At 33.4% G+C, this 13,805-nt stretch carries 16 protein-coding genes; 12 read left to right on the top strand and 4 right to left on the bottom strand.

Features of this window, described 5'->3' with window-relative positions; all coding sequences use genetic code 11:
- The first annotated feature begins 1 nt into the window (after position 1).
- The 12 genes from HBN50_RS14770 (at position 2) to HBN50_RS14715 (ending at position 10,736) form a co-directional block, all read left to right on the top strand.
- Positions 2–610, top strand: a complete 609-nt coding sequence (locus HBN50_RS14770; protein WP_273871284.1) for a hypothetical protein — start codon at positions 2–4, stop codon at positions 608–610.
- 199 nt (positions 611–809) lie between these two features.
- A complete protein-coding gene (locus HBN50_RS14765) occupies positions 810–1,397 on the top strand; it encodes a hypothetical protein (RefSeq protein WP_273871282.1) in 588 nt (195 codons plus the stop codon).
- 1 nt (position 1,398) lies between these two features.
- Complete coding sequence (locus HBN50_RS14760; RefSeq protein ID WP_273871279.1) at positions 1,399–2,307, top strand: hypothetical protein; 909 nt, start codon at positions 1,399–1,401, stop codon at positions 2,305–2,307.
- Positions 2,297–3,349 carry a radical SAM protein gene (locus HBN50_RS14755; protein WP_273871277.1) on the top strand — a complete coding sequence of 351 codons (1,053 nt, stop codon included), beginning with the start codon at positions 2,297–2,299 and terminating at the stop codon, positions 3,347–3,349. Before HBN50_RS14760 ends, HBN50_RS14755 begins: the two co-directional genes overlap by 11 nt.
- Positions 3,342–4,283, top strand: coding sequence for a radical SAM protein (locus tag HBN50_RS14750; RefSeq protein ID WP_273871276.1), 942 nt, complete (start codon positions 3,342–3,344; stop codon positions 4,281–4,283). Before HBN50_RS14755 ends, HBN50_RS14750 begins: the two co-directional genes overlap by 8 nt.
- Positions 4,284–4,285: 2 nt before the next feature.
- A complete protein-coding gene (locus HBN50_RS14745; RefSeq protein ID WP_273871274.1) occupies positions 4,286–5,218 on the top strand; it encodes a radical SAM protein in 933 nt (310 codons plus the stop codon).
- The gene (locus tag HBN50_RS14740; protein WP_273871272.1) at positions 5,208–6,125 is read left to right on the top strand and encodes a radical SAM protein; all 918 of its coding nucleotides are present in this window, start codon (positions 5,208–5,210) and stop codon (positions 6,123–6,125) included. The genes HBN50_RS14745 and HBN50_RS14740 overlap by 11 nt, the downstream gene beginning before the upstream one ends.
- The gene (locus HBN50_RS14735) at positions 6,125–7,039 is read left to right on the top strand and encodes a radical SAM protein (protein ID WP_273871271.1); all 915 of its coding nucleotides are present in this window, start codon (positions 6,125–6,127) and stop codon (positions 7,037–7,039) included. The genes HBN50_RS14740 and HBN50_RS14735 overlap by 1 nt, the downstream gene beginning before the upstream one ends.
- Entirely contained in the window at positions 7,032–8,126 is a 1,095-nt protein-coding gene (locus HBN50_RS14730; protein WP_273871270.1) for a hypothetical protein, read from the top strand. The genes HBN50_RS14735 and HBN50_RS14730 overlap by 8 nt, the downstream gene beginning before the upstream one ends.
- A 5-nt stretch (positions 8,127–8,131) precedes the next feature.
- Entirely contained in the window at positions 8,132–8,983 is an 852-nt protein-coding gene (locus tag HBN50_RS14725; RefSeq protein WP_273871269.1) for a hypothetical protein, read from the top strand.
- Positions 8,974–9,645, top strand: a complete 672-nt coding sequence (locus tag HBN50_RS14720; RefSeq protein ID WP_273871267.1) for a hypothetical protein — start codon at positions 8,974–8,976, stop codon at positions 9,643–9,645. The genes HBN50_RS14725 and HBN50_RS14720 overlap by 10 nt, the downstream gene beginning before the upstream one ends.
- A complete protein-coding gene (locus tag HBN50_RS14715; RefSeq protein WP_273871265.1) occupies positions 9,645–10,736 on the top strand; it encodes a DegT/DnrJ/EryC1/StrS family aminotransferase in 1,092 nt (363 codons plus the stop codon). The genes HBN50_RS14720 and HBN50_RS14715 overlap by 1 nt, the downstream gene beginning before the upstream one ends.
- Here HBN50_RS14715 and HBN50_RS14710 read toward each other — a convergent pair.
- From HBN50_RS14710 to HBN50_RS14695, 4 genes are read right to left on the bottom strand one after another with little or no spacing between them, the layout of a single operon-like run.
- Positions 10,714–11,388: a PIG-L deacetylase family protein gene (locus HBN50_RS14710; protein ID WP_273871264.1), complete on the bottom strand. Its 675-nt coding sequence runs from the start codon at positions 11,386–11,388 to the stop codon at positions 10,714–10,716. The two genes, HBN50_RS14715 and HBN50_RS14710, sit on opposite strands and share 23 nt — an antisense overlap.
- Entirely contained in the window at positions 11,381–12,298 is a 918-nt protein-coding gene (locus HBN50_RS14705; RefSeq protein ID WP_273871262.1) for a radical SAM protein, read from the bottom strand. Before HBN50_RS14705 ends, HBN50_RS14710 begins: the two co-directional genes overlap by 8 nt.
- A complete protein-coding gene (locus HBN50_RS14700) occupies positions 12,295–12,849 on the bottom strand; it encodes a polysaccharide deacetylase family protein (RefSeq protein ID WP_273871259.1) in 555 nt (184 codons plus the stop codon). Before HBN50_RS14700 ends, HBN50_RS14705 begins: the two co-directional genes overlap by 4 nt.
- Positions 12,846–13,757, bottom strand: coding sequence for an NAD-dependent epimerase/dehydratase family protein (locus tag HBN50_RS14695; RefSeq protein ID WP_273871258.1), 912 nt, complete (start codon positions 13,755–13,757; stop codon positions 12,846–12,848). The genes HBN50_RS14700 and HBN50_RS14695 overlap by 4 nt, the downstream gene beginning before the upstream one ends.
- Positions 13,758–13,805: the final 48 nt, after the last annotated feature.

Here is a 13,805-nt window from a genome sequence, read left to right as displayed (position 1 = left end):
TATGATGATGTATGATGTTGCAGCTGTAGAAGATAGAGGATCATATTGGTATGTTACGAATGTTTATCCACATACACTCGATTCAATAGAAAGACCTGAAAAACTACTCAATCTATCGGCCGTTTCAGCTGCTCTGATTAAAGAAGCTATGACAAAGGGACTAGAGATTAGAGTTACAAAACCTCTCGCTCACGTAGAGGTCATGCCACATGAAATTAAAATTATTCAAGCAGATGAAAATGATACGAAGTACGCTCGTGAATCGGCTTTTAAGAAAGCTCGTATGGTAGTAACTCCTGATTTAGCTTCTATTAGTGGATTCACTTTCTATAATTTCATGTGTCTTAATAATGAACTTTCCGATAAAGGTTTTTTCATTACCGCGGAAAATAGAGAACAAAAATATCTAGAAATCTTAGAAACAGGCGATGAATCACTGATTCAAAAACTTGAAGACTATCTGAATATGCGTGATGAAATTGATCGCGTGAGTGCCCTTAATCAGAAATTCAATCATTTTAGAAAACTTGTAAATGAAGAAGAATGCACTGAGAAAATTGAAGAGCTAACAAATAATTTTTTAGAGGAATATTATTCAACATTCTTTTAAGACCATTGTCTATTCACTTAAGGAACATCGGAAAATCAATGGAACACTGTTTTATTGTTTCGAATACTTCCTATTTGCTAGAAAGTTTGAAAAAAATATTAAATTCATATTACATAATTGCTCGCAGGAACAAAGACTGTGGGCAATTGCTATCTTTAAAGAACGATATCAATTTGACCCTTCTTTAGAAAATGATATTTTGGCCATTCAAAGAAGTGTCGATATCTTTAAATTTAAGGCCATAAAATGTTTGATGCTTGACGTTCATACTTTGAAGTTACTTGGTGATCTACTTAATTGCCCGCTTCTTGTTTTTGCAAATGAATCGAACGGACTTCAGCGTTATAAAACAAAAGAGATTACCTATTATGGTCATTATGACTATCAAGACTTTGATGTCGATGAAATATTAAAATTCTCATTTGAACATTATTTAGATCTAAACTCTGTGAAAGATAAGGCCTTAGTTGTCTGTCATTCTATGAATTACGATAAAATTAAAATCCCAGATGAATTCGCTAGTAAAGAAAAAATATATAAGACTCCAAGCTTTCATCATCAAAAACTTCATGAGCAATTCGATACATTACTCTATTTTCAAGATGGAGATATGGACACTAATAATAGACTCATTCCAGAGAGCTTCTATTATGGCAAGGATGTCAGGATTTTTGAAAGAGGGGTGCAGGATAGTATAAAAATTCGCTATACTGATATTAAAGAAAATGGACTAACTCATTATCAATTGAGTGAAAGTGATAAGTTAATAAGTGCCTTTTTGGAATGATATGATTTTAAGATTAGATAAGGAAAATTACGATTTATGGATCACGTATAGTTGGAGCAATACAAATCATGGTATTTGTGGGCATACTTATGAAGTCATCGATTATTATTTCCATCTAAAAAAATATATGAGAGTGGGAATTCTTCTGGCCGAAGACATTGATTGGGAAACTTTTCAAAAGTCAGTAACAGCTAAGTATATTGTAGGCCAAGATGAACTTGAAGAATTAAAGAGAAATACAGTCTTCTGTAATCGTCCAAATCTTGTGCATGCAAATCATATTCTTTTCACCGATGGTGGAGCAAAGTCACTGGAAAAAAAACACATCCTCTGTCATAAGACATTTCATTTTGCTTGTGGTGATAAAGAGCTGCAAGATAATACAAACGAGAATGTCTATATCTTGCAAGATAAGAGGATTTATCGCGATTGTCTCAATAGTATCGATTATAAGAAGAAGATTAATTTTGAACGATTAATTAAACCAATCAAAGAAGAGAAGGCCTATCTTCTCTATGGCACAAAAAATTGTCGAAATATTCCCGATCAGATGTATTTCGATCTCTTAGAAAAATACGACGGAGATTTTATTTGTTTAACAAACAAAGAGAATAGACCGACTGGTTTTGATAAGCGCTTCAAATTCCCTGAAATGCCGGTCGAAAATCTCTTTGAAAAGTTCTCAACTTATATTTATACCCCTGTACCTCGAAAGTTCGATTGTAGTCCTCGTATGATCGCGGAATGCCATTATTTTGGTAAAGAAGTCGTGTATCATAATATAGACTATTGGGATGAAGATAAGGGGCTTTATTGGAGAAAATGGGATATTGATCATGACTTTGAATCGCTTCATTTAAATGAAAATGATCCTATCGTAGAGATCTTAGGAAAACATATTGGATTATAATATTTTTAGCTCAACAGGGTTAAAACTCGTTGAGGATAAATACAATCAAAGAGCAAAATTAGATACAGGAACATTCTGTAATTATGAGTGCTATTTTTGTTATTATCTCAATGACCTCGATAAAATAACTCCAGTCGATATCATAAAAAAAAGAGCAAAGAAACTTAGAGACTTTGGTATTAGTGAAGTTGATTTAAGCGGTGGAGAAAGTGCCGTTCATAGAGATTGGTTTCAAATTCTAGATTATTGTAATGAGCTGGGATTTACTCATATTTCGGCACTAACAAATGGCTCTAAGTTTGCTAATTTAGATTTTGCTAAAAAATCATTCCAGCATGGTCTCAAAGAATTACTTTTTAGTGTTCATGGATATGATGAAAAAAGTCACGATGAAATTGTTGGACGCAAGGGGGCCTATCGAAAGATTTTAAAGGCCATATCAAATTGCAAAGAAGTTGGAATTCGCATTCGTATCAATTGCACTGTTACAAATAAGAATTTTGATTTTCTTGAATCTCACTATGTCGATTTAATTAATCAGATAAAACCAGAACAATTAAATTTTCTTCCTCTTAACTACTGGGAAGATGCTAATAAACTTGAAGTACATAGTTATAATCTATTAAGTGAATCAATCAAAAAGGCAATTGATAAGCTTAATCCCGAAATTGAAATCAATGTACGCTACATCCCATATTGCTTTATGAAAGGCTATGAGAAATATGTTGTAGGTGTATATCAGCATATTTTTGATCGTGATGACTGGAATATAATGACATACGAAGTTGATCAGTTCGAAGTAAAAGAAGTCTCAATAAAAGATTATTTTGAAGTAGCAAAAAGAAAGAGAGAATACACGTATTCAAAGAAAAAAGAATGCTTTGATTGTAAATATTTTTTCATCTGCGATGGTGTGGAGAAAAAAGTTGTAAGCGAGCAAGAACTCTATCCTGTTCGTGGGGAAAAAATCGAAGATGTGAATTTTTATCGCAGAGGGCATTATCCTATTTGTGATTATAATAGGGAGAATGGCAATGAATAAGCTGCCTGATAAATTGAGTAAAGAAGAAATTTTGGAAATCGAACTCGAATTGACGGGAACTTGTAATCTAGACTGTCCTCTTTGTTCAAGAAGTTATGAAAATGCAAAGCATCTCATTAAATATAATGAAAGAAGTGTAGAGGAAATTAAAAAACAGCTCGATGAATATCCAAATATCGAAATGTGCTGCATGGCCGGAATTATATCAGAGCCAACTCTTCATAAGAGATTTCTAGAGATTATTGAATATTTAAGATCGAGAAATATTGCTATTGAACTATATTCTAATGCTTCTGTTCACTCAGAAAAATGGTGGGCAGAACTGGCAACACTCATGGGACCTTGTGATCGAGTATTCTTCACAATTTGTGGATCGAATCAGGAACTTCACGAAAAGTATCGAGTAAATTCTTCTCTTGAAAAGATACTAAATAATCATAGGGCTTTTAAAAATAATTGTGAACATCCCATTGATACACTTCAACACATTAAATTCGAATATAATAGTGAAGACTTTGAATCGAAAGAAATGCAAGCGATAAGGGCGAGGTTTTCTAGAGAAGAAAATATTAATACTCTTCCCTATAATGAAAGATTTAAATTCATAGAAGATGAGGATAATAAAATCAAGCTATCGAGTGAGTTAGCTCGATCTTATAATCTAATCGCAAAAAATGCCAAGAGGCGCTATCAGAAAAATAAAAGCGGTGAGATGAAGTGTCAGATGCGTTGTAAAAGTCTTGAGGAGAGATTTGTAGCGATTGATCAATTTGGAGAAATTACTCCATGCTTTCTCTATCGAATATACAATGGAGATGAGAAATTTAATCTCGATTACACGAAGATAAATAAGTTTACCTATGATTTTTGTTACGAGTGTGAAGCCGTTACGACTCAGATGTTAGAGGATAACGGATTAGAGAGAATGGGGTAAATATGAGTTGTAAGATAACAAGCCTTAAAAAATCAGATATCCACGAAATCGAAATGGATTTAACGGGAACTTGTAACTTACAATGCCCATTGTGCACAAGAAATTATGCCCATGCTCAACATTTGATTAAAAAACATATTCGTCCACTTAGTGAAATTACGAAGCAATTAGATGAATTTGAAAATCTAGAGCTTTTTTATATGGCCGGAAACTTCTCTGAGCCGACTCTTTATCCCGAAATATTTGGTCTTTGTAAGTACCTCGTTGATAGAGGAGTTGCGATTGATCTTTTCACTAATGGGAGTACTAAAAACCCTGAGTTTTGGGCCGAATTAGGAAAGATCTTATCGCACGAAGATAAAGTTTACTTCACTATTTGTGGATCTAATCAGGAATTACATGAAAAATATAGAGTGGGAAGTAAACTTGAGAAAATCCTGGAAAACCATCGCGCTTTTAAAAATGCTTGCGAGCATCCAATTGACTATATTCAACACATAAAGTTTGAATACAATGCACAGGATCTTGAATCAAAGGAAATGAAAGCGATTATTAATCGGTTTTCTAAAATTTATTTCGTCGATACAGAAGGTCAAAGAACATTTAATGAATACGTTAAGAGTTTTAATAGCAATGATGTTCGACCGGAAGATGAAAGAAAAAGAGCAATCGATGCTCTTTTTAAAATCAAACCTTCTCCTGGGGAAGAAGTAGAAATAAAATGTATGTCTCTTAGAGATAGGAAAATATATATCAATCAATTTGGAGAGATTTCTCCTTGTTATGGACATGCCGAATTCGAAGGACCAGGTCACTTTAGTGGAGATGTTTTCGATTATGGTGAGGTTTTAAGCTTTAAATACAAAGATTGCTTTAAGTGCGAAAAGAGAATCCAGAAATTGATTGAAGTCATGGGGTTAGATTTTGTTTGCTAAGGATTTAACAGAAAGAATTGAAATCGATTTGACTGGTACTTGTAATGCTAGATGTCCGCTTTGCGCTCGTAATTATAAGCACATCACAGTTAAATATAATGAAAGATCTGTAAGTGAAATTGCTGCTCAATTAGAAGAGTATCCAAATGGTAAATATGTTCACCTTGTAGGAGCGTTTTCTGAGCCAACACTCTATAAGAAGTTTCATGACCTTTGTCGTTATTTAGTTGAAAAAGAGTGGCATATTGAAATTTGCACGAATGGAGACACCCATGATGAAAAGTGGTGGAGTGAATTAGGTGAAATTCTTACAGAAAGAGATAGCGTCTACTTTACTATTTGTGGAAGTACACAAGAATTACATGAGATATATCGCGTAGGCACTTCATTAGAAAATATTAGAAAAAATGCAAAGGCCTTTAGAGAGTCTTGTAAATCAAAGATCGATTATATCCAACATATTCTCTTCGATTATAATGCAGAAGATCTTGAAAGCGAATCGATGGCAGAGATTATGGATGAGTTTTCCCATATCAATTTGACTCAAACATTGTATAGACGAGAAACTGAGATTTATAAAAATCCATTTAATCTCGATAAAATGCTTGTAACTCCTGAGTTGAAAAATAAGTATGATCTCATTATTCGCGAAGCAAATAGAAAGTGGGCCGAGAAATTAACGGGTAAGAAGAACTACGATATTGATTGTAGAAGCTTTAATAAGAAATCAATTCATATTGACCAGCATGGTAAGGTCTATCCTTGTTATATTTGGCTTGAAGAGAGTCGTAAAAATATTTGGGATGGAGATTATAAAAAGATTCAAAATTTTGAATATGAGTGCTGTCGTATTTGTGAGAAAAATTGCAAACGTCTTATGGATATGTGGGACTTAGAGATTTTATAATGAAATATGATAAGTTTTTTGAATTTATAGAATTAAGTTTGAATAACTCATGTCATCTTCAGTGTGTTGGCTGTCAAAGTCTTAAATCCAATTCAAGTAAAGCTCGAGAGCTATCTGTTCTAGAAATTCTACCTCTTTTAAAGAAATTTCACCCCAAAGAGTTATTTGTTTGTGGTAATGATGGCGAACCACTTGAACATAGTAATATAAAAGAAATCTTGCCTGCCTTAAACGAATGCTTTCATGATTCGAAAATCCTTGTGGCCACAAATGGTGAACTTCTTGAGGAAGTGCTCTTAGGAATTACAAAAACAGTTAAGGGAATAACATTTCAAATTGCTGTTGATGGACCAGATCAAAGAACGCATGAGCTAACTCGTCTTGGTGGAAACCTTTCAAAAGTATTTGAGAATATCAAGTTTGCACTAGAAAATGAAATTGATATCGAGATCATTTATTCTAGACATAAATTAAATGAGGAATATGCTGAGCACACTCGTGATTTAATATTTGAAAAATTCGGTATAGAATTACTCTTTAGAGATACGACAATAGTTGCAAAACATATTGAACCGCCACGACAGCTAAGTTCTGTTGGCGATGTCAGTGTTTTGTACGAATCTGGGATTTCTATAAAGCAAAGTCCATGGTTTAAAAGAATTTATATTAACTCAAATGGACGTGCTTATCCTTGTGTTTCTTTTATTTATAGAAGAGGTGAAATAGAGGCTCCTTCTATTTACGAATATGAAAGTGAATTAGCATTTATAAGTGATTTTATTAAATTCTCAAAGATGTTCTGCTGTGATTTTCAAGATCATGGTGATCTAAGACAATGTTCTTTGAACTGCGGAACCTATGTTGAAAATTTTGATTACGATACAATTAATTCCTTAAGGATAAAGAATGATTAAAAGTAATACATCTTTCGGCAAATTAAAAACAGTGATCGTAGGTCGCGAACTTGAAATAACAAAGAGGGTTGCTGATTTTTCTTTTCAACATTTTTACAAGGAAAATTTAACTCATGCCGTTTATGACAAGCTCATTTCGGATGAGGAAACTTATTATGTAAATCATGAATTTTTAGTTAAACGAGTAGAACAGCTAGATGATCTTGCAAAGAAACTAGGTAATTTAGGTGTTGAGGTGAAAAGGCCTAATCGCTTAACAAAAGTCATTCCATTTACAACACCCGATTTTAAAAGTGAGCTATCAAGTGCAAGTAATGTACGAGATGTTTCACTTGTCTACGGTGATACGATTTTTGAAACACCAACTTATGTCAGAAATCGCTATTACGAAAATACACTTCTGTATGATGTTTTCAATGAGGCATTTGATTGTGGGCAGGGAGGTAAGTGGATTAAATCACCCTTTAATCAGCTCATAGAAGAAAAGATGGACTTAGAGAATTGGGATAGTCATAGAGACTATTCAAGTTTTGATAGATCAAAGTATACGATGGCGATCGATGGAGCTCAATTCTTAAGAATTGGAAGAGACGTTATTGTAAATGTAAATTCCTATAATCATTATCTTGGTTTGGAATGGATAAAATCATTTTATCCTGACTCTCATTTTCATATTGTTCATGTCGCCGATAACCATATCGACGGTGTTCTCGTCTGCCTTAGGCCTGGGGTTTTTCTTGTTAATCCAAAGTATCCCAATCTTAAAAATATCATGCCAAAGAAATTTCAAAACTGGGAATACTTATATCCGCAAGACTATGAAGTTGAACCAAAAATAACTGAAGGAATGACTAATATTGATATTCAATTAGCTAGTACAAGAGGAATGGATATAAATATATTAAGTCTTGATGAAAAGACCGTTTTGGTTAATGAGTCAGCAGTAAGTGTTATCGAATTATTGAGTAAAAATAGTTTTGACGTTGAAACGGTAAGGCTTGATAATTGTGAAATCTTCGGTGGAGGAATTCATTGTTCAACATTAGATCTTCATCGCGAAGATGAGTATAGAGATTACACGAAGTAGGATATATGAAGGTAGCTTTAGTTACAGCAATAGAAAGTAATAAACAGTGTATTAATGATATAAACGGCATCACTTTTGAGCATCAAAGATTATATGAAGATGAAGCCATTCTTTGCTTTGAAGCTTGGAGAAAAAACGGTGGATGGCTGAAAGATATGGCCATCTATGCTTACTGTCCTTCCAAAAATGTAATCAGTGAAAAGACAAAGGCAAAGCTTAAAGATCTCAACGTCACTTATATTGAAAAATACCACCCAGAAGTGGAAAATTTCCAGTCTGGTTATATTAATGCTCCTTTTTGTGGATATATCTTAGAGCAAGAACTTAGTGAAGATATTCTCATTCACATTGACCTTGATATGAAACTTATTCAACCGCTTCCAAAGTCAATGATCGAGGGCGTATATAACGAAAAATATATTTTATGTGGTCAATATGATGATGTATCAAAAAAAGATCAGCGACTTGTTGTTGAGGAATGGGAGAACCCGGTTGATACGGGATTTCTGATCTCAAGAAGAGATAGTGGATTTTACGAATATTACTATAAAGAACTTATGAAGCTCTACGAGACAAAAGGTGATGATCGCTGGAAGAAAAATTGTCAGGATGTTCCAGAGCATTTTCTTGAAGAGTATGTCATAGATGTGGCCTTGAATGAAAAACGACTTCCGATAAAAGGGATTCAGAAATATCAGGTTGGAGAGGGCTATGCTTCAATCAATCATTATTCTGATGAAGAGATCGATTCGATATATTTTTGGCATGAGCATATACATCATTCTTCTTACTATAACAAAGTGAGAGAGAAGATTGATTTCTTTAAAAGAACAAAAGGAAAGTTCGATTGCAATTAAAAGAAAAGCTTCGAAAAAAAGTTGATTTAGTAGAGAGAGCTAATCGTGACTTTCTCAGCGACTTTGGCATCTCCTTGCCAAGAGGAACAGGGTTCTCAAAGTCAGAGAACTTTCATTTTCTTGTGTATAAGAATAAAAAATATGTTCATAAGCACTCTCTTTATCACTTGATCACAGATGCAGAAGATATTGATAAAGAATTGGACTTTTCTGTTTCAGACTTTCATGAGGCCATTGTTCAACTTAAAGATGAGCAACAAATATTTCCTAAATTATTAGAAGAAAGTGAACACTTCTATGTCTTTGAGTATTACTCTCGTGAAGATGGATGGTTTCCTGTTGAATTCTTAACGAATGACCATGCAAAATGGATAAAGAGTGAAGTAAGTAAGTTTTGGAAAGGAAAGAAGAAAGTTCTTAGCCCTTTTTATAGTCAGCAATACGGAAAAATTGTTAGAAAGTACGGAACCAATGAAATTCGATTCATAGATTTAAAATATATGGAACTGGTTAAAAAGCATCCTCTATTTGTTTATTTCTGTAGTAATCAAAAAAATGATTTATATTTGATAGAGAGGAATTTTAATCCTTTTTATAGTTTAAAGAAACGTCTATCGCGTGAATATCCATTCGATAAAGTAAAAATCCATAAGTTGTACTAATGAAAATACCTTTTTATAGACCTTATTTTCCAAAAAAATCATTTTCAAAAATTCAAGACGTTCTTGAATCTGGTCATTGGACGAGAGGAAGAATGTGTGAGGAAGTAGAAAATTTAATTCAAAGTGAATTCTATCCAGGAACACATTGCTTACTCGTTAACAGTGCCTCTGGTGGTTTATATGTCGCATTGATGGCCCTCGGAATAGAGCCAGGTGATACTGTTGTTGTTCCAATTAATACTTTTTCTTCTACAGCAGCTGTTCCATTTCATTTAAAGGCAAATATTATTTTTTGTGATATTGATCTTGAAACCGGCAACTATTGTTTGTCTTCATTAAAAAATATTTTAGAAACTAAAAATGTGGATTTTGTCCTTCCCGTATTTTTAGCAGGAAATATCACAAATACTAAAGAATTATACGAACTGAAATCAAAGTACAATTTTAAAATTATTGAAGACGCAGCACAAGCCTTTGGGTCTAGAGGAGTATGTGATTATGCCGATGTCTCTGTTATTAGCTTTCATGCAACGAAGATTATTGGAAGTCCTGATAGCGGATTAGTTATTACTAAAGACCTCGATCTGTATGAAAAGATGAAACAGATTTCGTTACATGGAATAGAAAAAATAAGTCCTTTTGAATATGACATTCAAGAAGAAGGTTTAAAATTTAACAGTAATGATTTTGCTGCCTCAATAATTTTCGAACAACTTAAAGTCTTTAACGAGATCTTAGAAAAGAGAAAATACTTTTTTACATATTACTGCCAAAAGTTATCAGACATTGAAAGTATTCAATTTATCGACTTAGGTGAAAATAGTAATTGTTCTCTTCTGATTGCTCTCGTTGATAAGAGAGATGAACTTAGAGAATTTCTTCTGGCCAAGAATATTGAAACATCTGTTCATTTCAAAGGTTTAAATCAACATACGCTTTGGAAGAATTATCTTAACGAAAATGATGGTCTAAACTTCGAAAAATGTGATGAGTACAGCCTTAAAGCAATTTCTTTGCCGGTGTTCTTTGAAATGACAAAGAGTGAATGTGACTATGTCATTGATCAGATTAGGTCTTTTTACTCTCAATAATTCGTTCTATATAGAAAGATTCCGCTAACGGAAGCCCAACTTCCACTCCGTTTACTTCCATGAGGTTTCTTAAGTGGCGATGAGAACGTGGGTGGGGATAATCTTTTAACTCCGTCTCATAGCAACTCATGGCCAAGAGCTTTTGCTTACATTCTTGCTCATTAATTTCATTATAAAAATTAGGTTTTAGCGTCGTTATATGTGAAGAGCGGTATTCAAAACTCGATGGAATATTGAATGTTAGAATTTTCTCTACACTGGAAAGAGGTAAAGGTCTAAACGCCGTGATCACTGCTTGATGTGCTATTCGATGATCTATATTAAGATCATTAGATGAATGTGTGTAGATTATTTGGGGAGCAAAATTTAAAGTTGCACTTTCAATTGATTGAATGAGTTCTAGTAAAGGATATTGATCCAACTTATTGTCATGAAAAGAGAGGATACTATAATCATTTACTCCAAGTGTTTGACAGGCCTTTGTAAATGATTCTTCTCTTTTTTGTATATCGTTCCCTTGAGCTGAAGCTCCTTCTGTTAGACAGATGACTTTGACGGTATCTCCGGATATAGAATGTTGAAAAATAGTTGCACCTGCTCCTAAGACTTCATCATCAGGATGAGCAACTACGACGAGTACTTTTTTATTCATTGGCATTCCTATATTTTTCAAAATTCCAAAAGTCATCACATTCACATGCTTGGTAAGGGCAGATTAGGGGAGTTGATTTAAACTTGGCCGTGATAATATGTTTTTTATCATTTCTACATGCTGATGAAACATAGCCATTGTAATGGATAATAAAGGCATTTATATTACATTTCCACCCTTTTAGATAATGCATGTTGAGATCAAAGAATGTGGATTTAGCCATCTCTATTTCTTTATTCTTTGAATAAACTTTGATTTTTTCTTGATTCTCATTCTTTGAAATAATCGTTGTTGCTTCTTTAATAAAGAGTTCTATTTCTTCTGGATACTGTTCAAAACTAACGCTGTAACCACTTTTATAATGGGGTCTTATAATATTAATTGTAGGAGATCTTGGAGAATCAATGTTTAATAGATTTTCTAATGTCTTTTTCATTCTCGGAAGGTGAATTAAACTATTGGGCACTAGAAATGGAACATCTGAATCAAATTTCTCATAGAGCTGATTGATTTTTTCAAAGAATTTTCCGTTGTCATATTCCGGGTGATAGCTTGCCGTTAAAACGATTTTTGTCGAAGAGATAGAATCCCAAAAATGAATCGGCTTCGCTAAATTGGTTACAATTCTAATTTCTGTACACTTTTCTAAATCTTGAAGAAATGAAACGATCTTTGAAAAATTTGGGTGAAGCGTTGGTTCACCTCCAATTAGGTTGATAACAAATGGTTGATCAATATTTGAAATCTTTTTTTGAATTATTTTCTGTAGCGATTCATAATCTGTATTACTTTCAAAAGGGTCATAGTAACAATAGCTGCATTTGAATTGGCAGTGAGAAACGAGTTCCCAATTAATAATCATTGGAGAACCATGACCAACTTGAGTAATCTCTTTTTGATTAATTTTCATAGAAGATCCTCAATTGCAATACGTTCCTTTCCATAGAAATTCTGGATGCCATTTTTTTCTAGAATTGCTCGATACAGAGGAGCTTCATAATTATAAGGGAAGCAAAAGTCTTCGATCTTAATTGAGTTCTCTTTGAAGTTTTTAAGCATTCTCTCTGTGTCATGAGTTAAGTAATCGAAGAGTTCTTTTAATCCATTTACGTCTTTGAGATTTTTATGAAAGTGAGAGTGTCCACCGATAGAGCAATTCTGATCTTCGTTGATTTCTTTAATTTGAGACCACTTCATATAATAAGCTGTTTTATTCTCTGCGAAGTATTTTTGGTGGGCCTCGCGACAAGTAATAAATTCACCAATTTGCTGTTCATCTTCGGGGCAGATAATATCTGTAGATATAAAAAAAATCTTCTTTGTATCTATTTGTTGGAGTTCTTCTAAGAATAAATACTGAGTATAAAGCCCATCATCAAATGTTAGAATGTAATCTTCTAGATTGAGATCCAACATTTCTTTCTTAAATTCATGTATCATTAAAACTTTTTTTTCTTTCATAGCATTGATTTAATAATATCTTGAATTGAGAACTGCGGTTGATAGTGTTTTTTTAACTTATCAATATTCGGTGATCGATAGATAATATCATCCATACTGTTACTGTATACTTCTTTGAACTCACGATAGTTGATGATGAGCTCTGGGTAGTAATACTCTTTTAGTAGAGTGGCCAATTCGTTAATCGTAATGAAATTCTCATCACTACCAATATTGATTGTCTCGTTGTTAAATAAATTTTCTTCGATAATTAATTCTAAGACATTAACAAAATCACGGATGTCACAAAAAGAACGAGTTTGATTTCCGTTGCCAAAAACTTCAATGGCCTTTGCATTCTTTGCTTTATGAATAAATGTCGGAAGAACCATTCCATATCTGTGTGTTTGCCCCTTACCTGTAATATTGAAAGGACGAATAATAGTGTGTTCTAAATTGTGGGCCTTAATAAGAAATTCAGACATTAACTTATGAGCGGCATAGCCCCAGCGAAGTATTTCTGGATCACCGATTTGAAGAACATCTCCTTCAGTACAATTCTCTCTATTGCCGTACACTTCCGATGTCGAAGAGAAAATTATTTTCTTTTTATATTTTTCGAGTAGTGGAAATAAATAACTAGAGATTGCATGATCATCTCTTATTGCCTTCTTCGGATCATCATTTATTTTACTGACACCAACACTAGCAGCGAAATGAATAAAGACATCACATGATTTGATTTCACTTTCGAGTTGCTTTAATTGCTCGTCTTCAAGTTTTGCCATATCCCATCGGTAGATCACATCGCCCTGAGTTTCATCATTGGATTCTCTATCAATGACGACTATCTTATATTTCTTTTTAAACTTCAGTGCGAGAGCGCGACCTAAGAAGCCATGACCACCACTAATAATGATTTTCTTCATCGAGTATTCCTTATTTCTCTTACAATTCTATATGTATTAATTGTAACT

The sequence above is a fragment of the Halobacteriovorax sp. GB3 genome (assembly GCF_028649655.1).
Classification (GTDB): Bacteria; Bdellovibrionota; Bacteriovoracia; order Bacteriovoracales; family Bacteriovoracaceae; genus BSW11-IV.
The sequence above is the reverse complement of the archived record's forward strand: the minus strand, read 5'-3'. Positions and strand labels throughout refer to the sequence as shown.

Coding starts and splice junctions, on each gene's coding strand:
- HBN50_RS14770 (WP_273871284.1), top strand. CDS start 2: ATGATGATGTATGATGTTGCAGCTGTAGAAGATAGAGGATCATATTGG.
- HBN50_RS14760 (WP_273871279.1), top strand. CDS start 1,399: ATGATTTTAAGATTAGATAAGGAAAATTACGATTTATGGATCACGTAT.
- HBN50_RS14750 (WP_273871276.1), top strand. CDS start 3,342: ATGAATAAGCTGCCTGATAAATTGAGTAAAGAAGAAATTTTGGAAATC.
- HBN50_RS14745 (WP_273871274.1), top strand. CDS start 4,286: ATGAGTTGTAAGATAACAAGCCTTAAAAAATCAGATATCCACGAAATC.
- HBN50_RS14735 (WP_273871271.1), top strand. CDS start 6,125: ATGAAATATGATAAGTTTTTTGAATTTATAGAATTAAGTTTGAATAAC.
- HBN50_RS14730 (WP_273871270.1), top strand. CDS start 7,032: ATGATTAAAAGTAATACATCTTTCGGCAAATTAAAAACAGTGATCGTA.
- HBN50_RS14725 (WP_273871269.1), top strand. CDS start 8,132: ATGAAGGTAGCTTTAGTTACAGCAATAGAAAGTAATAAACAGTGTATT.
- HBN50_RS14715 (WP_273871265.1), top strand. CDS start 9,645: ATGAAAATACCTTTTTATAGACCTTATTTTCCAAAAAAATCATTTTCA.
- HBN50_RS14710 (WP_273871264.1), bottom strand. CDS start 11,388: ATGAATAAAAAAGTACTCGTCGTAGTTGCTCATCCTGATGATGAAGTC.
- HBN50_RS14705 (WP_273871262.1), bottom strand. CDS start 12,298: ATGAAAATTAATCAAAAAGAGATTACTCAAGTTGGTCATGGTTCTCCA.
- HBN50_RS14700 (WP_273871259.1), bottom strand. CDS start 12,849: ATGAAAGAAAAAAAAGTTTTAATGATACATGAATTTAAGAAAGAAATG.
- HBN50_RS14695 (WP_273871258.1), bottom strand. CDS start 13,757: ATGAAGAAAATCATTATTAGTGGTGGTCATGGCTTCTTAGGTCGCGCT.